This window comes from Streptomyces griseoviridis (assembly GCF_005222485.1).
In the GTDB taxonomy this organism is placed as follows: domain Bacteria; phylum Actinomycetota; class Actinomycetes; order Streptomycetales; family Streptomycetaceae; genus Streptomyces; species Streptomyces hintoniae.
Genome location: NZ_CP029078.1, coordinates 7,622,064 through 7,639,718, shown reverse-complemented (window position 1 = coordinate 7,639,718; position 17,655 = coordinate 7,622,064). Strand labels below are relative to the sequence as shown.

Sequence of the window (17,655 nt, the reverse complement as noted above, 5' to 3'; positions counted from 1 at the left end):
CTGAACCGGGGGCCTCTCATCCCCCTTTCACAGACGCCTCATACGGTGGGGCCATGACGCAGGAGACTCCTTCCGGGTGGTATCCCGACCCCGGGCAGACGGATGACGGTCCCGCCACCGAGCGCTGGTGGGACGGCAAGGCATGGACGGAGCGGACCCGGCAGGCGGGTCCGGCCGCCGTAGGGGGTCCCCCCGCGCAGGCGCCGGCCACCGGCCCGCACCCGCAGGACACCGGCCCGACGGACGCCAACCCCGGCGACGGACCCGCGACGGCCGAGAACCCCGCGGACGGACATCCGGGCGGAGGGAACGCGGCGGACGGACATCCGGGCGGCGAGAACCCCGCGGGTGGTCATCCGGGCGGTGGGAACGCGCCGGGTGGTTATCCGGGCGGCGGCTACCCGGCAGCCGGGCAGGGTCCGGGCGGCTACCCGGCAGCCGGGCAGGCCCACGACGGGTATCAGGCGGCCGGACCGGTCCCGGGCGGCTACCCGGCGGCCGGGCAGGCCCCCGGCGGGTATCCGGGCGGCGCGTACCCGCCCGCCGGTTACCCGTCCTACCCCGCGTACCCGGCGCAGCCGCCGGCCGCGTCCCGTCGCGGGCTGCGGGTCGGCGCAGCCGTCGGCGCGGCCGTGGTGGTGCTGGCCTGCATAGGCGTGGGCGTCTACGCCCTCACCGACGGCGGCGGGTCCGACAACACGTCGTCCTCGCGGCCCGGCCCCGGCGGGCAGAACGGCGGGCCCGGCGGTTCGGAGGGCGGCCAGGGCGGCCCGTTCGGGCAGGGCCCGGGTGGTGGGTCGGGCGGCGGTGACGGCTCCGGCGGGGGCGACGGCGAGTCGCCCGCCCCCGGCCAGTCCGAGGCGCCGAAGATCGAGAGCGGCGCGGTGACCGACTCCGTCAGCGGCATCAGCATCCCGATCCCGGACGGCTGGTACGGGCAGCAGCTGAGCGTGGGCGCGCAGGTCTCCTCCAACGACACGTACAAGTGTCCGGGCGACACCTCCAAGTCCTGCACCAAGGGCGGCGCCTACTCCGCGCCCGCCCAGGCGCTGGGCACCAAGGGCTCGACGGCCGAGGAGGTCGCCAAGGCGGACATCGCGGGGAACGCCGAGGACTCCTACGGCGGCAAGACGTACGGCTCGATCACCTCGCACGACGTGCTCGCCTCGAAGGCCGTCACGGTGGCCGGGCAGAAGGGGTACCTGGTCCGCTGGAAGGCCGTCACGAGCAAGGGCGACGACGGCTACGTCCAGTCGCTCGCCTTCCCCGCGCCGTCGAACCCGCAGTTGATCGTGGTGGTCAGGTTCGGTGTCGACGTCGGCGAGAAGCAGAGCGTCCTCGACGAGATCACGAAGGGGATCAAGGTGTCCTCGGGCGGCGGTGACGGCCAGACCGTCTGAGCCGGCCGGCCCGTCCCGTACAGCAGTCGGCCGGGTGGGGCGCCCCTCCGCTCAAGGGGAACCCCACCCGGCCGGGGGGTGCGCGCCGCCCCCGTCCCCACGGTGCGGCGCGGCCGGGCCACCGTCCAGTCATCCCATGGACGGCGACCCGGGTCTCAGGTGAGGCCGAGTGCCGGTAGCACGGCGGCCTCCACGAAGCGGACCAGATAGTCCGGGTCGGCGTACTCGCCCTCCAGGACCGGTCTGACCCGCAGTACGCCGAACATCTGCGCCGGCACGTACTCGAGCGCCGGATGGTCGGCGGCGACCTCGCCGCGCTCCACCCCGCGCCGCAGGATCGCCTTGAGCGCGGCGATCTCCGGGTCGACGAGGGCCTCGCGCAGCGCCTGCTGCAGTTCGCGGTCCTGGGTGACCGCGTGGCCGAGCGCCTGGAGCAGCCGGGTGTCCTTGCCCGACCACTCCCCCGCGGCCCGTGCCGCGCGCCGCAGGTCCTCGGCGAGCGAGCCGGTGTCGATGCCGGTGAAGCGCGCCTGCCTGGCCGAGCGCAGGGCGGCGGCGACGAACTGCGGCTTGGTCTTCCACTGCCGGTAGAGCGTCGACTTGCTGCACCTGGTGCTGGCCGCGACGCCCTCCATGGTGACGGAGTCGTAGCCGCATTCGCGGACCTGTTCGAGCACGGCGTCGAAGAACTCCCGCTCACGCTCCGGCGTGATCTTGGAGCGGCGCGTGGCGGTGACCGTGTCCGGTCCGTCCGCAGCCTGCGACGTCATCGTCTCGTCTCCTCACCGGTCGTCCGGGGCCCGGGGCCCGCCGCGCTGGTCTGCCGTCAGTCCATCGATACGCAAGTGTACCGGTACTGAATCGTATCGGTACACTTGCGTATCGGTACACTGTCGTATCGGAACGAAGTCGTATCGATGGCGCGCGACCTGCCCCAGGCATCCCACGCACCATGCGCACCTCACGCAACACATGCGGCACATGCGGCACATGCGTCACGCACAGCACACGCCGCATCCGCACGACACGCACCACCATCAGCACCACGTCAGCGAAGGGGCCGGGGGATGAATGCCCGAACCGAGCCTGGAGAAGCGGGGTCACGCGCGATAGCGCGGCCCCCGCTCGTCCGTGAACTCCTGCTCGTCGCAGGGCTGTTCCTCGTCTACAAGTTCGGCAGGCAGCTGGCCACCGGCCACACCGCCGAGGCGTTCCGCAACGCGGGCCGCGTCTGGGACCTGGAGCGGACGCTGCGGCTGCCGGGCGAGGGCACGGTCCAGTCGCTGCTGCTGCACGGCGAGACGCTGACGGAGTCGGCGAACGTCTACTACGCCACCGTCCACTTCCCCGCGACCGTGGCCTTCCTGGTCTGGCTCTACCTGCGCCGCCCGGCGCACTACGTCTGGGCCCGCCGGGTGCTGGCCGCCGTCACCGCCGCCGCCCTGGTGCTGCATCTCACGTTCCCGCTCGCGCCGCCCCGGATGCTCGCGGCCACCGGCCTGGTCGACACCGGGAAGGTCTTCGGTCCCTCGGTCTACGGTCCGCCGCGGACCGACCACCTCTCCAACCAGTTCGCGGCGATGCCGTCGCTGCACTTCGGCTGGGCCCTGATGGTCGCGATCGGCCTGATCGTGGCGACCCGCTCGCGGCTGCGCCTGCTGTGGCTGCTGCACCCGCTGCTGACGCTGCTGGTGATCGTCGGCACCGCCAACCACTACTGGCTCGACTGCCTCGCGGCGGCGGCGCTGCTCGGCCTGGCGCTCGCGGTGATCCGCGCGCCGCGTGCCACGGCGACGGGCGCGGAGCCCCGGAAGGCGTCGCCGCCGCGTACCCGGACCACCGGACGCGACCCGGGCGACCTCGCGCCGGCCGGTGCGAACGTCCTGGCCGGAGCGGGACGATGAGTGCCACCCTGGTCGCCGTCGCCCTCTCGCTCTGCTCCGCCGTCGCCTACGCGGCCGCCGCGGTCGCCCAGGAGCGGCTCGCCTCCCGCAACCCCGGCTCGGGGCTGCTCGCGCTGCTCGGCTCGGGCGCCTGGTGGGGTTCGGTGCTGCTGAACGGCTCGGCCGCGCTGCTGCACGTGGTGGCGCTGAAGTACGGACCGCTGACCGTGGTGCAGCCGCTGGGCGCGCTGACACTGGTCGCCGCCGTGCCGCTGGGCGCGCGGATCGCCGGACGGCGGGTCAGTGCCGTGGAGTGGCGGGGCACCGCGTTCACGCTGGTCGGGCTGGCCGCGATCCTCGTGACGGCGTCCGGGTCGGCCCCCGACGAGGTGCTCGGCACGCCCGAGGCGCTGATCCTGGCGGGCGCGACGGCGACCCTGATCGGGATGCTGGCGTGGCCGGGCGCGCGGCCGGGGCTGCGGCACGCGACCGGTTCCGGGGTCGCCTCCGGGGTCGCCTCGGCGCTCACCCAGACGGTGACCGTGGCCGCCACGGACCGCTCGGGCTCGCTGCTGACCTGGCAGGTGATCGGGGTGGCGCTGCTGGTGGCGGCGTTCGCGACCGGCGGGCTGCTGCTGTCGCAGACCGCCTACCGGGGCGGTCTCGGCGCCCCGCTCGCGGTGGTGACGCTGGCCAACCCGGTCGCCGCCGCGGTGATCGGGCTCACGCTGCTCGGGGAGCGGCTGCGGGACGGCGCGGCGGGCATCCTGCTCGCGCTGGTGGGCGCGGGGCTCGCGACCTGGGGCGTGCTGCTGCTGACCCGGGCGGCCCCGGCGCCCGCCGAGGTCCCGGCGGACGACGACGAGCACCCGGTGGCCGCCGTCCTCGCGCTGCGTCCGGACTCGGCGTCGCAGGAACCGGCGCTGGTCCCCCGCCGCCCCCAGGAACCGGGGCATCTCACAGCGCTGTAGGGCCCCTGGCCCGTACGGAAAGGCCCGGCAGGGCGGCCGACCGCCCCACCGGGCCACGGCGTTGTCGCCGCCGGTCCGCCGCGCCTGGCTCAGCCGAAGCCGCGTGAGTCCTGCTTGAGGGCCGTGTCGACGGTCAGGGCCGTGGCGACGACCAGGCTCAGCAGGGGCTCGGGGAGCTGGTAGTGGATCTGCAGGACGTAGTTGTCCGCGGTCGTGAACATCGTCTTGGCGAGGCCCTCCCAGGTCTTGGTGATCCGGGCGACCTCGTTGCCGTCGTGGTCGACGATCGCGAAGTTCCAGGCACGCCAGTTCTCCGCCTTGATCGCGCCGACCTGCCGGCCGTCCACGTTCATCGCGAAGTTGATCTTCCCGATCATGTTCTGCTGGACGATCTCACCGACCGGCGTCCCGTCCGGACGGGCCACGACCACCCGGGACTTGAAGATCTTCGCGGGCCGGGTCAGCAGCAGTTGCGGGGCGCCGTGGACGTCGCGGATCTCCAGGCGGTGGGTGAGGAACTGGTCGAGGCTCGAGACGAAGCGCAGCACCTTGCGCAGGGCGCTCTGGCCGACCTCGGTGACCGAGCCGATCGGGTTGCCGTTCTGATCCATGACCTTGTACTCGTTGGTCAGCTCGATCAGTTTGGCCTTCTGGTTGACCACCAGGACCGGTTCGGTGAAGACGGTGCCGCCGCCGGGGCCGCTCGGCGCGACCCCGGCCTGCCGCTGCACCTGGCCCCGCACGCGCGGGTCGGCGGAGGCGGGCTGCTGCGGCGGGACCTGCGGGGCGGCCGTGCCCTGCCCGTCCGGACTGGTGTGTTCGGTCCACTGGGAGCCGTCCCAGTAGCGCAGGGTCTTCGCGGCACCGTGCGGGTCCGCGTACCAGCCTGCGGGAGTGTTCGATTGCGTGGTCACCGGCGCACACTACCGTGACGGCATCGGTTTCCGGCCACCCCCGCAGATACGGTATTCATCCTCCTTTACCGTGTGATGATCGCCGGATCGCTCACGCCCGGCTGCCCGTTCTCGACATGTCCGGCGAATCGCCGCAGGTATCCAGGGTCGGCGTCGGACGTGACGCTCACGTCGTACCAGCGCCGGCTCGCCGCGAGGACCACGGTGTGCCGGACGGTGGCGCCGGGACGGACCGTGAAGGTCCTGGCCGGCAGGCCGTAGCCGCCGGTGAGCCGCAGAGTGGCGGTGCCCGCGCCCTTGTTGGTGAGGGTGAGTTCGAGGTCGTCGCCGCGGTGGCGGGCGGTGACCTCGGGACCCGCGACCTTGTTGGGTCCCTTGAAGACGCGCAGGAAGCCGTTGGGGCCGTGGGCGGTCAGGTCGTAGGAGCCGCCCGAGTAGGCCGAGTTCCAGGTGTCCGCGAGCGTCTTGCCCGCCTCGGTCGTGTAGGTCCACGGCCCGTCACCGCGGTTGCCCGAGGTGATCAGGAAGGCGGCTCCCGCCTGCGGTCCCGAGGCGAGGGCGAGGGTGAACTTCCCGGCCCCTGTGTCGGCCGAACCGTCCACGTACGGCGCGTACTTGAGGGCGCGGGCCGGCCGGCTGCCGGGTTCCTGGACGGGCAGGACGCCCTTGGCAGGCGGGGTCGGACGGTAGTCGGGGTGGCGGTCGCGGTCCGGCGGCCGGTAACCGTCGGTCGCGGGCAGCGTGACCCGTCCGGTGTCCGCGCGGGAGAAGTCGAAGGCCGCCGTCAGGTCGCCGCAGACCGCGCGCCGCCAGGGCGAGATGTGGGGCTCGTGGACGCCGAAGCGGCGCTCCATGAACCGGATGATCGAGGTGTGGTCGAGGGTCTCGGACAGGACGTGGCCGCCCTTGGTCCACGGCGAGACGACCAGCATGGGCACCCGCTGGCCGAGTCCGTACGGTCCCGCGACGGTGCCGCCAGCGCCCTTGAACACGTCGAGTCCCGCGTCGACCGTGGAGAGGCCTTGCGCGGCCGAGGCGGGCGGGAACGGCGGGACGTGGTGGTCGAAGAAACCGTCGTTCTCGTCGTAGGTGATGAACAGGGCGGTCTTCGCCCACACCTTCGGGTCGGAGGTGAGGACGTCCAAGACCTGGGAGATGTACCAGGCGCCGTAGTTCGCGGGCCAGTTGGGGTGTTCGGTGAACGCCTCGGGCGCGACGATCCAGGAGATCTGCGGCAGCGTGCCGCCCCGGACGTCCGCCTTCAGCCGGTCGAAGTAGCCTTCGCCGGTACGGGCGTCGGTGCCGGTGCGGGCCTTGTCGTAGAGCGGATCGCCGGGCTTCGCGTCGCGGTACTGGTTGAAGTAGAGCAGCGAGTTGTCCCCGTAGTTGCCCCGGTAGGCGTCGGAGATCCAGCCCCAGCCGCCGGCCGCGTCGAGCCCGTCGCCGACGTCCTGGTAGATCTTCCAGGAGACGCCGGCCGCCTCCAGCCGCTCCGGGTAGGTCGTCCAGCCGTAGCCCGCCTCGTCGTTGCCGAGGACCGGGCCGCCGCCCTGGCCGTCGTTGCCGGTGTGACCCGTCCACAGATAGTAGCGGTTGGGGTCGGTGGAGCCGATGAACGAGCAGTGGTAGGCGTCGCAGATCGTGAAGGAGTCGGCGAGCGCGTAGTGGAACGGGATGTCGTCACGGGTCAGGTACGCCATCGTGGTGGACCCCTTGGCGGGCACCCAGCGGTCGTACCTGCCGCCGTTGAAGGCGGCGTGGCCGTCGTTCCAGCCGTGCGGGAGGTCCTGGATGAAGGCGAGGCCGAGGTCGTCGGCGTCCGGGTGGAACGGCAGGATGTCCTTCGCGCCGTCGGACTGGTGCCAGACCGATGTGCCGTCGGGCCTGGTCACCGGGCGCGGGTCGCCGAAGCCGCGGACTCCGCGCAGCGAACCGAAGTAGTGGTCGAAGGAACGGTTCTCCTGCATCAGCACGACGATGTGCTCGACGTCCTCGATCGACCCCGTGCGATGGTTCGCGGGGAGCGCGGCGGCGCGTTCGATGCTGGCGGACAGGGCCGTGAAGGCCGTTGTCGCACCCGCGAGTTGGAGAAAACGACGCCGATTGACCTCGGGCATGGGTGGGTGCCTCTCATCCTGGGGGGCGCGGATGGTCGGATCATGACGAACGGTGCGCGCAGCGAGTGTTGCAAGAGCAACGAACGTCAGGGAAGGGCCGGGTGGCGCCGATGTGAAAGTCGGCGGTACGCGGGGGGTCGGTGACGGCGGTGGGGTGCGCGGGACCGGCGGCCGAGGAGGGCGTGCGCGGGGCCGCCCGGCACCCCGCGTCCCGGCCCGGCCTGGTCCGGCGGGCGCGCGGGGTGGCAGACGGCCGGTGGCGCGGTGCGCGCGCGGGGCCGGCGGCCGCCCGTTCCACCTCGGAGTGCATCACGCGACGCCCGCCCGACTCACCCGTACACAAGGGCTTCGCTTCGGCTTACCCTGATTTTTCCGCACGGCTGACGAGGGGGACGACGTGGGGACTCGGAATGCCGGTGCCTCCGTGCCGCCGGGCGCGGCCGGCTGGCGGGCCCGCATCCACGGCCGCGAGGGCGCGGGCGTCGCGGGAGCCGGCCTGCTGCTCACCGAGCGCACGGTGCTGACCTGCGCGCATGTCGTCGAGGCCGCCCTGCGCCTGCCGGACGCGGACCGGCCGCCCGAGGGCACGGTCCGGGTGGACTTCCCGGCCGCGGAGGACGGCGGCGCGGTGCCGGCCAGGGTCGTCGAGGGCGGCTGGCTGCGGCGGCCGCCCGCCCTGGATCTGGCGGTACTCGAACTGGCGGAACCACCGCCGCCGTCCGCGGTGGCGGCGCCGGTCGCGGTGGGCGGCGCCGAGACCGGGGCGCTGGTCACGCTGTTCGGGCATCCGGCGGCCGTCCCCGACGGGGTGTGGACGCGCGGCCGGGTGGCGGGCGCGGGCGGCCCGCACGCGCGGTGGCGGCAGATCGACGGCCTCGACGCGGTCGGCGCGCCGGTGGAACGGGGCTTCAGCGGCGCCGGGGTCTGGGACCTCGGACAGGGGCGGGTGGTCGGGGTGCTGGCCGCCGTCCTGGTCACCCGGCGCACGGACGGTCCCGGCGGCCCGCGGGTCTCCTGGATGATCCCGCTCGACGTCCTCGACCCGGCCCTGCTGCCGGCCGCCCCACCGCCCACCGCGCCGCGGGCCGTCGATGACTGGGCGGCGGCGCCGCCGAGTGCGCTGTGGCCGCTGGTCGACCGGCTGCTGGCCATGGAGTCGTTCCGGCTGGACGCGGGCCCGCAGCTGCTCGGCCAACTGCCCGCCGAGATAGCCGCGGGCACCACCCGCTCGGCCAACCCGCGCGTGCAGCTCTACCATCTGGTGGGCCGCTGCGGGGAGTTCGCCCGCGGACCGGCCGCGCTGGTCAGGGCGGTGCGCTGGCTGGAGGGGGACACCCTCGCCGTGACGGAGTTCGCGGCGGAGGCCAGAAAGACCTGGCCGGACCGGCTGGCCGACGATGACTGAACCCCCCGCCCCCGATCCGGGGGCCTCGGCCGGACTCGCGGACGCCCTGATGCGGGTCTCGGTCCTCGACTCGCTCGACGCGCGCAGACTCTGTGTCCTCGACGCCCTCGACCGGCTCCGACTGCGGTTGTCCGTCCCGGAGTTCGACGACAAGAAGATGCACATCGTGGTGATGGTGCGGGCCTTCGCCACGGTGCCCGACGGCTGGCGGCGGCTCGCCGAGGCGGTCGGCCACCTCGCCCACCACGACCTGCCCTCCCAGCACGCGCTGTCCCTCGTCGAACCGGTGCTGCCGCCCGTCCTCGACGCCCCGGCGCTCGACGGCCTCAACCGGCTGCTCGAAGGGCTCGACCGGACGAGCGTGCCGCAGCTCCCGGCCGTCTACCAGCAGGCCGCGGGCGAACACTTCGGCCCGCTGCCCGAGTTCGTGCACACCGCGTGGGACGCGCACCAGCTGCTCACCCACACCAACCGCCCCGCCGAGGGCGCCCCACGCACCGTGCGGTTCCTGCAGGGGCTGGCGATGGTCCTCACGCCGGACCGCGGGGACGCGCTGCGCGCCTGGGTCAGCCGCCAGGTGCGCGGCACGGCGGCGGACCACGTGGAGGCGCAGCGGATACTCGACGACTCCCGTGCGCACGCGGGCGGTTCGGCGTCCAAGTCGGTGCGCCCCGCCTATCTCCTGATCCGGCTCGCCCCGGCGACGGCGTCACCCGACCGGGTCGACATCAGCTGCTGGGCGAGCAGCGGGGCGTCCTGGGAGCCGCGCAGACGCGAGCAGTCCTCGGTGCCCGCCTCTTCGGTGCGGGCCCGGGTGGCGACGCTGATCGACCGTGAGGAGGCCCGGCTGCGCACCCATCGCGGCAGTCTCGTACTGGAGTTCATACTGCCCCTCTCGATGATGAACGAGCCCGTCGAGCAGTGGTCGAGGCACAGCGCCTTCGGTGAGGACTCGGTGTGGGGCGGCGGGCTCGGCGGGCCCCCGATCGGAGTGGACTACCGGGTGGTGGTGCGCAGCAAGGAGCGCATCGACGCACAGCAGTTGCACCGGACCTGGAACGAGCGCTGGGACGTGCTGTCGGCGGCGGAGCCGCGGGCCACCGCGCACCAGTGCGCCCGGGGTGACGGGGCGCGGGCCGAGTCGCTCTACGAGCATCTCGCCCGTGCCCCGCACATCGTCCTGATGACCCTGGGTTCCGCGCCGGACGACCCGCACGGCAGGAGGGAACTGCTGGTGGGTCTCCAGGCGGGTCTGCCGCTGCTGCTGTGGAGCCGCGGGGGCGGTGCGGCAGGGCCGTCGGCCGCGCTCCACGAGGGCTTGCTCCAGGGGGACTTGGAGGAGGTTCTGGGAAGGCTGACGTCCTTGCGCTCGGCTCCCCATCCGGGGGACGATGACGCCGGGGGTTGCGGCCCCCGGCTCGCCGTGTTGTGGGACGACCCGAACCGGCTCCCGGAGATTCCGGAGCCAATTGCCTGAGTGTGCGCGGCGGCAGTTCCGAGAGGTCGGGGAGCGGCCGCCCAGTGGACCCCGCCAGGGTTGTGGGAGAGGGGGTGGCTATGAGCGGCGAATCGCGGCAGCCGCGGGTGGCCGAGGGCGCGTCCTGTCCCACCGGCCGGGCCGACGACTGGTGGATCTACCGGGGTACCGGCGAACCGGACGGAGACGGCCGTCTCATCGAGCAGTTGCCGCCCCCGCCGCCGTGGCGGGACTTCGACGGCGCTCCCCTCGCCTCCGGGCCCGTCCCCCGTGACGACGCGGAGATCCGCCGCCGTCTGGGCGCTCCCGGCGCCGGGGTGCGCGCCTCGTCGGCCGAGGAGACCGACCTGGTCAACGCGGCCCTCTTCCTGCGGCGTCCGCTGCTGGTCACCGGCCCTCCCGGGGTGGGCAAGTCGAGCCTGGCGCACCGGGTCAGCCGTGAACTGGGCCTGGGGCGGGTGCTGCGCTGGACGATCACCAGCAAGTCCACGCTCAAGGAGGGGCTGTACGGCTACGACGCGATCGGCCGGGTGCAGGAGGCGTCCGCCCGTGACGCGCTCGGCGTCCCGGGTCCGCCGGAGGGCCCCGGACCGGGCGCGGACGGCTCGTCCCTCGGTGACTTCATCCAACTGGGCCCGCTGGGAACGGCGTTGCTGCCGAGGGAGACCCCCCGGGTGCTGCTCGTCGACGAGTTCGACAAGGCCGACACCGATCTCGCCAACGATCTGCTGGGCGCCTTCGAGGACGGCGAGTTCCGCATCCCCGAGCTGTCCCGGGTGCGGGCGCGGCTGCCCGAGGTGGCGGTGCACACCGACGACCCGGACGACACCCATGTGGTGCGGCACGGCCGGGTGCGCTGCCGCGCCTTCCCGTTCGTGGTGATCACCAGCAACGGCGAGCGTTCGCTGCCGCCCGCGTTCCTGCGGCGCTGTCTGACGCTGGAGATGCCGCCGCCGGACGCGGACCGGCTGGCGGAGATGCTGGCGGCGCAGTTCACCGAGGGCGACGGCGACGAACGCGCGCTGATGATCCGGGACTTCCTGTCCCGGGCGCTGACCGGCGGCACCCTCGCGGCCGACCAGTTGCTGAACGCCGAGTACCTGCGGCTCTCCCCCGGCGGTCCGGGCGAGGGCGCGCTGAACGGACTCCTGCACGCGCTTTGGCAACGGCTCGACGAAGTTGGTTCTGCATGACCTTGCCGCCCTCCCGCCGCGGCAGGGCGAGCAACGGCAGCGCGCCGGCTGTCGCCTCGCGCGGGGAGGTGTGCGCGCGGCTGACCGCGCACGCCGCGGGCGAGGTGGTCTGGCTGGCCGCCCAGATCGACCGACGGACCCGCGCCGCGCGCACGGCGCGTCCGTCCACCGCCGACGGCAGCGACACCGCTGACGGCACGGGCAGCGTCGACGGCACGGGCACCGCCCTCGACGCCGCCGCCGAGCCGCCCGCCGTCGAACTCCCGCCCGAGGCGGCGGTGTCCGGGCCTGAGCCCGGAGGTGGGCAGGAGGTCGTCGGGGCGCCGGCGCCGGTCGGGCCGCCCGCCCCGGTGCCCGCGCGGGTCGCGCTCGACGCCGTCGCGCGCCCCCTGTGGTCCAGGGCGGCCGCCCGTCCCGCGCTGGAGGCGTCCCGGCCGATCGAGCGGGCGCTGCGTCCGCTGCGGCTGCGGCTGCCGTCGGCGCGCGTTCGGCTGCTGGACGAGGAGGCGACCGCCGAGTCCCGCGCGGAGCAGGGCAGTTGGCTGCCGTGCTTCAGGCCGGCGCCGGAGCGCTGGCTGTCCCTGACGCTGGTCGTCGACAGCGGCCTCTCGATGGGCCTGTGGACGCGGATGGTGCGGCAGTTCGAGGCGGTGCTGCTCGGCTCGGGCGCCTTCCGTGACGTCCGGGTATGCCGCTGGGCCGACGGGACCGGCCGGGGTCGGCGCGGCGGCGTCCCGGGCCGGTCCGACCGGCAACTGGTGCTGGTCCTCACCGACATGTACGCGCACCACTGGCGGGACGGCAGCGCCCACCACCGGCTCGCCCGCTGGGCCGCGACGATGCCCACGGCCGTCGTCAGCACGCTTCCCGAGCATCTGTGGGCGCGGCTGCCCACGGTGCCGTTGCGCACCCGGCTGCGCAGTCCAGGACCGGCCGCCGCCAACGCCCGCTGGTGGCACCGTCCGGACGACTTCGCGCTGCCCGGGTTCCCCGAGGAGCGGCAGCCGCCGTGGCTCGCCGTACCGGTGGTCGAGCTGACGCCCGACGGGGTGGGGCAGTGGGCGCGGCTGGTACGGCACGAGCGGCCCGCGGAGTTCACGATGCGGGTGCTGCCGGTGTCCGCCGGTGGCCCGACGCTGCCGCCCCGGCCGCCGTCCCCGCCGCAGCCGCTGTCGGCGGCCGACCACGCCCGTCGACTGCGGGCCCAACTGAGCCCCACCGCCTATCACTTGGCGCAGCTCGGTGCCGCCATCCCGCTCAACCTGACCATCCTCCAGCTGCTGCGGCACACCCTGCTCCCCGAGGCCAGGCCGTGGCATCTGGCCGAGTTGCTGGTGAGCGGGCTGCTGCTGCCCTCCCCCGGCGATCCGGACGCCCCCGAGGTGCCGGGCCCCGCCCGGGTCGACCTGGAGTTCGCGACGGCGGGGCTGCGGCAGGAGCTGCTGGCCGAGGGCACCCGCGGTGAGACCGCGCGGGCTGTGCGGGTGGCCTTCGACCACCTGGCGAACACGGTTCCGGGTGCCACCGGGGGCGCGCTGCGCCAGGTACGCGACCTCGTCACCGATCCGGGCGGTGCCGCGCGGCTCCCGCTGGACGGCGTCCGGAGCTGGCTGACCCCGGTGCTGCCCGCGCTGACCGCGCTGGACGGGCGGCACACCGCCGCCGCGACCCTGCTGCACCGGCGGCTGCGGTACGGGGAGGAAGCGGTACCGCCGCCCGCGCCGGTGGAGACTCAGCGTCACAACAGTGATACACAGGGCGAAGATTTCAGCGCTCCGACCCCCGACCTCCCCTTCGGCGAGACCCCGACTCGCCCGCCGGTGGAGGGCGAGGCAGGAGCACCCGAGGACGATGGAGGGAACGTGTCCGTGACGGGCGTGCGGTCCGATGCCGCGACGACAAGGGGCGACGGGACACGGAAACCGCCGCCCGTCTGGGGCCATGTGCCCCCACGGAACCGCGCCTTCACCGGACGCGAACAGTTGCTCGAAGACCTGCACAGGCGGCTCCAGGAAGGCACCACCGCCGTCCTGCCCGAGGCCCTCCAGGGCATGGGCGGGGTCGGCAAGTCCCAGCTCGCGGTCGAGTACGTGTACCGCCATCTGCACGAGTACCAGGTGGTCTGGTGGATCCCCGCCGAGCAGTCCCAGCAGATCCGGCAGGTGCTGGTGGAGCTGGCCAGGCGGCTGGGCCTCGACGTCGGCACCGGCGAGGCCAACACCGCCGTCCCCGCCGTCATCGAGGCGCTGCGGGTGGGTGAGCCGTACAAGAACTGGCTCCTCGTCTTCGACAACGCGGAGGTCCCCGAAGCCGTTCGCGAGTTCTTCCCCACCAACGGCCCAGGACGCATTCTCGTGACTTCCCGCAATGCCCAGTGGGCGACCGCCGCCCGCCCGCTCGAGGTCGATGTGTTCGCCCGCGAGGAGAGCCGCGAACTGCTCCAGCTGCGCGCCCCCAACCTCGACGACGACACCGCGAACCGGCTGGCGGAGACCCTCGGCGACCTGCCGCTCGGCATCGAGCAGGCCGCGGTCTGGCTCTCCGAGACCGGCATGCCGGCCGACGAGTACCTGCGCCTGTTCGAACGGCAGGCGGCCGACCTGATGGTCAGCGACCCGCCCCCCGACTACCCCCTGTCGGTGGCCGCCGCGTGGAACGTCTCCCTCGACCGGCTCCAGAAGAACCACCCCGCGGCCCTCCAACTCCTCCAGGTGTGCGCCTTCTTCGCGCCCGAGCCGATCTCCAGGCGGCTGCTGACCGGCGTCCGCGACGCCCCGGTGCCGCCCGAACTCGCCGCCGCGCTGAGCGACCCGATCCGGCTCGGCCGGGCCATCCGGGAGATCAACCGGTACGCGCTCGCCCGGATCAACCACACCACCAACACGATCCAGTTGCACCGGCTGGTGCAGCGGGTGCTGATCAACCAGATGCCGGACAGCCTCAAGGAGCAGATGCGCAACGGCGCCCACCGGCTGCTCGCCAAGGGCGACCCGGGCGCTCCCTCCGACTCCGGCCAGTGGCAGCAGTACGGCGAGCTGCTGCCGCACGTCCTCAGCAGTCGCGCGGTGGAGTCCACCGACCCGTGGGTGCGCCAACTCGTCCTGAACGAGATCCAGTACATGTTCACCTGGGGCGACCACCAGGGCTCCCTCGACCTCGCCAAGCAGGCGTACGAGACCTGGCACGCGGTCGACGGCGAGCGGGCCGAGCCGGTCCTGATGGCGGCGAAGCTCTACACCGACGCGCTGCGCATCCTCGGCCACTACCGGGTCGCCTACGAGCTGGACCAGCGCACCCTGGAGCTGATGACGGAGACTCTCGGGCCCGAGCACGAGATGACCCTGGAGATCACCGGGATGCTCGCCTGGGACCTGCGGATGCGCGGTGACTTCACGGCCGCCTCCGAACTGGACCGGCAGTGCTTCGACGCGTGCCGGCGGCTGTTCGGGCCCAACGACCTGTCCACCCTGATCGTGGCCCACCGGGTGGCGCTGAACCTCCGGCTCACCGGCGACTTCCGCGAGGCGCTCGAACTGGACCGGGACACCCACCGCCGCAAGGTGGAGGAGCTCGGCGAGAACGCCCTGTCGACCCTCGGCACCCTCGCGGGCGTCGTCCGCGACCGGCAGGAGGCGGGCGAGTACATGGGGGCGCGCGACCAGCAGCAGGACGTGGTGGGGCGCTACGAGTACAACTACGGCTCCAAGAACCCGACGACGGTCTCCGGGTACCGCGGCCTCGCGGTGGCGGAGCGGCGGGCGGGCCGGCACGCGGAGGCCATCGAGCTGTCCGCGAAGGCCCTGCGGATGTTCCGCAACCGCTACGGCGACAACTACCCCGACACCCTGGCCGCGTTGCTGGCCCACTCCGTCGACGTCCGGCACAGCGGCGACCTGCCGCGTGCGCTGGAGCTGAGCGCGCAGGGCTGCGCGGGATACCAGCGGCTGTTCGGCGCCGCCCACCCGCACACCCTGGGCGCGCAGGTCAATCACGCGGTCTGCCTGCGGCTGCTCGGGCGCGGCGAGGAGGCGCGGCAGCTCAACGACCGGCTGCTCGCGGGCCTTTCCGACGCGGTCGGCGAGGACCACCCCAACACCCTGGCCTGCGCGACGAATCTGGCGGCCGACCTGTACGAACTGGGCGAGGTGCAGGCGTCGGTCGAGCTGAGCACCGCCACCCTGGAGCGCAGCCGCCGCCGGCTGGGCGAGGACCACCCGGCCTCCCTGGCCGCGTCCGTGAACCTCGCGGCGGGGCTGCGGCTGCTGGGCCGCGCCGAGGAGGCCGACGCCCTGCACGCGGACACGGTCGCCCGGTACACCCGCACGCTCGGCGCCGACCACCCGGCGACGGCGGCTGCCGCGGCGCACCGGGTGGCGAACTGCGACATCGACCCGATGCCGTTGTAGCGGGGGCGGTTCAGACCTGCTCGGGTGCCCGTGGGGTCCTGCCGACCCAGTCGGCGGTCTCCACCGGGTCTCCCCCGGGCGCCGTCCGCGCGTGCAGCGCCCTGACCACTTCCGGGCGCTCCAGGAGGGCGGCTGACGCGGTGCGGACGCCCGTCTCGCGCAGGGCGAGGCCGAGCCCGGCCCACGCCGACACCGCCTCGGGGTGCTCGGCGAGCAGCGTCCGGTAGGCGTCGACCGCCTCCGCGGCCGCGCCGCGCAGCAGCAGGAGGTCCGCGGCGACCGGCGCCCCGGGCCCGACGGCGGACCCGGCGGCCCTGGCCTGCCGGTCCAGGGCGTCGGGGTCGGCCAGCAGCAGCCTGCGCAGTTCGCCGCGCGGGTCGGGGACGACGGCGCCCGGGTCGGGCCGGGTCAGGGAGCGGACCGTCGGGGCGGTGCGCGGGTCGGCGCCGCCGCGCCGGGCGGCGGCCAGGGCGTCGGCCAGGGCGGGGTCGGGCCGCAGATGCCTGACCCGCCACACCGCGCGCAGGTCGGCGAGTTCGGCGCGGGCGAGGGCCGCGGGGCGGGCGGGCACCGGCTCCTGGTCCCAGGTCGCGGCCTCCGCCGTGAGGCGGGTCACGAACAGCCGTCCGACGTCGGTCAGTCCGGGCGCGGTCAGCAGGACGGCGAGGGTCTCGGAGACCGCCGTCCGCCACACCGCGAACTCGAAGTGGGCGAGCTCCGCGGCCCGTTCGCGCAGTGCGTGCCGCTCGACGCGCCAGAAGTCGGCGACGCCCGCGAACGCGTAGGCGCCGTGCAGCAGGCCGGACAGCGGGCGCGGGTCGCCGCGCCACGGCGCGTACAGCAGCGGCTCCTCGCCCTCGATCAGGGCGAGTTGGTGGAGCAGGCCGTTGAGCACGGAGTGCCTGGCCTCGTGCACCAGGGTGACCGCGAGGTCCTGCGCGGTGCGTGGCAGCGAGAGCAGGGCGCTGCCGACGGCCTCGTTGTAGGAGGCGCTCGCGGTGCGGAAGCGGGGCGCGGTGGGCAGCGGCACCAGCACCCGCAGCGTCTCGGCGAGCATTCCGGCCGCCCGGGGGTGGCGGGTGTGCAGGAGGTCGCCCGCGGCGCGCAGCAGCAGGTGCCAGCCGCGCGTCTCGGGGCCGGTCAGGGCGGGGGCGGCCGTCGCCGTGGGCCCCGCCCTGAAGCCGCGGTAGGGGTCGGCGTCCTCCAGGGTGAACGGCGGGTCCTGCGGGCGGGGGCTCCAGGCGATGCGGTGCAGCGGCTCCCACGGGCCGCGCGGGCGGCGCAGGTCGGCGGGGAGGGCCAGCGGCCGGTCACCGGTGAGCAGCAGCGCGGGGCCCGTGCCGGGGGCCGGGACGCGGAGGGTGACGAGGGCGGGCGGCCCTGGCGGCGGGGTGCGGGGGAGGCGGACGCGGCCCAGGGTGGGCAGCGTCACCAGGGTGTCGTGCACCGGTAAGCGAATCGTTCCTCCGATGCCGGAGCGCAGCGCCCCGGCGGCGGCGAGGCAGTGCAGGTACCCGACCTCGGCCCACAGCGGCGGCACCGGCGCGGGGAGCCGCTCGGCGGAGTTCAGCCGCTCCAGGGTGCGGACGGCCCAGACGCCCGTGCCGGGATGTTCGAGCAGCTCGGCGACGATGTCGGGGCGGACCCGGTCCACGCGCAGCAGCAGGTCCATCGCGGAGTCGGGCGGCAGCGGACCCGCGGGCACGCGGCGGCGGGCGAGATCCGTCACCGCGCGCAGCATCAGCAGCCGGCGGCTGCGCTCCACGGCCCAGATCCGGCGGGCGGCGCCGGGCGTGACGCGGCCCGCGGCGAGGTCGTCCAGGTCGGACGCGGGCGTGCGATGGCGGCCCAGCACGGTTCGGGTGTCCGCATGCGGCTCGGTCATCCCG

11 protein-coding genes are annotated in these 17,655 nt (G+C 74.3%); 7 read left to right on the top strand and 4 right to left on the bottom strand.

Translation table 11 applies throughout. The features are described 5' to 3' along the window. The first annotated feature begins 53 nt into the window (after window positions 1–53). Window positions 54–1,400, top strand: a complete 1,347-nt coding sequence (locus DDJ31_RS33080; protein ID WP_127176734.1) for a DUF2510 domain-containing protein — start codon at window positions 54–56, stop codon at window positions 1,398–1,400. 155 nt (window positions 1,401–1,555) lie between these two features. Here the strand turns inward: DDJ31_RS33080 and DDJ31_RS33075 are convergent, their stop codons facing one another. Beyond that, complete coding sequence (locus DDJ31_RS33075; RefSeq protein WP_127176735.1) at window positions 1,556–2,170, bottom strand: TetR/AcrR family transcriptional regulator; 615 nt, start codon at window positions 2,168–2,170, stop codon at window positions 1,556–1,558. Between the two features lie 297 nt (window positions 2,171–2,467). Here DDJ31_RS33075 and DDJ31_RS33070 point away from each other — a divergent pair, with 297 nt between their 5' ends. Further along, entirely contained in the window at window positions 2,468–3,304 is an 837-nt protein-coding gene (locus DDJ31_RS33070) for a phosphatase PAP2 family protein (RefSeq protein ID WP_127176736.1), read from the top strand. After that, the gene (locus tag DDJ31_RS33065; RefSeq protein ID WP_127176737.1) at window positions 3,301–4,254 is read left to right on the top strand and encodes a hypothetical protein; all 954 of its coding nucleotides are present in this window, start codon (window positions 3,301–3,303) and stop codon (window positions 4,252–4,254) included. The genes DDJ31_RS33070 and DDJ31_RS33065 overlap by 4 nt, the downstream gene beginning before the upstream one ends. 89 nt (window positions 4,255–4,343) lie before the next feature. Here the strand turns inward: DDJ31_RS33065 and DDJ31_RS33060 are convergent, their stop codons facing one another. Beyond that, window positions 4,344–5,168, bottom strand: coding sequence for a phospholipid scramblase-related protein (locus DDJ31_RS33060; protein WP_127176738.1), 825 nt, complete (start codon window positions 5,166–5,168; stop codon window positions 4,344–4,346). Between the two features lie 65 nt (window positions 5,169–5,233). Next, window positions 5,234–7,285 carry a phosphocholine-specific phospholipase C gene (locus DDJ31_RS33055; RefSeq protein WP_127176739.1) on the bottom strand — a complete coding sequence of 684 codons (2,052 nt, stop codon included), beginning with the start codon at window positions 7,283–7,285 and terminating at the stop codon, window positions 5,234–5,236. 397 nt (window positions 7,286–7,682) lie between these two features. On the opposite strand from DDJ31_RS33055, the gene DDJ31_RS33050 reads away from it, so the two are divergent. The 4 genes from DDJ31_RS33050 to fxsT all read left to right on the top strand — a co-directional run bounded on the left by DDJ31_RS33050 (window position 7,683) and on the right by fxsT (window position 15,766). Continuing rightward, a complete protein-coding gene (locus DDJ31_RS33050) occupies window positions 7,683–8,690 on the top strand; it encodes a trypsin-like peptidase domain-containing protein (protein ID WP_127176740.1) in 1,008 nt (335 codons plus the stop codon). Continuing rightward, entirely contained in the window at window positions 8,683–10,167 is a 1,485-nt protein-coding gene (locus DDJ31_RS33045) for an effector-associated domain 2-containing protein (RefSeq protein WP_127176741.1), read from the top strand. The genes DDJ31_RS33050 and DDJ31_RS33045 overlap by 8 nt, the downstream gene beginning before the upstream one ends. An 80-nt stretch (window positions 10,168–10,247) precedes the next feature. Next, window positions 10,248–11,360: an AAA family ATPase gene (locus DDJ31_RS33040; protein WP_127176742.1), complete on the top strand. Its 1,113-nt coding sequence runs from the start codon at window positions 10,248–10,250 to the stop codon at window positions 11,358–11,360. Then, window positions 11,357–15,766: an FxSxx-COOH system tetratricopeptide repeat protein gene (gene fxsT / locus DDJ31_RS33035; protein WP_127176743.1), complete on the top strand. Its 4,410-nt coding sequence runs from the start codon at window positions 11,357–11,359 to the stop codon at window positions 15,764–15,766. The genes DDJ31_RS33040 and fxsT overlap by 4 nt, the downstream gene beginning before the upstream one ends. Window positions 15,767–15,776: 10 nt before the next feature. Here fxsT and DDJ31_RS33030 read toward each other — a convergent pair whose 3' ends face one another. Next, complete coding sequence (locus tag DDJ31_RS33030) at window positions 15,777–17,651, bottom strand: HEXXH motif domain-containing protein (protein WP_127176744.1); 1,875 nt, start codon at window positions 17,649–17,651, stop codon at window positions 15,777–15,779. Window positions 17,652–17,655 lie beyond the last annotated feature (4 nt).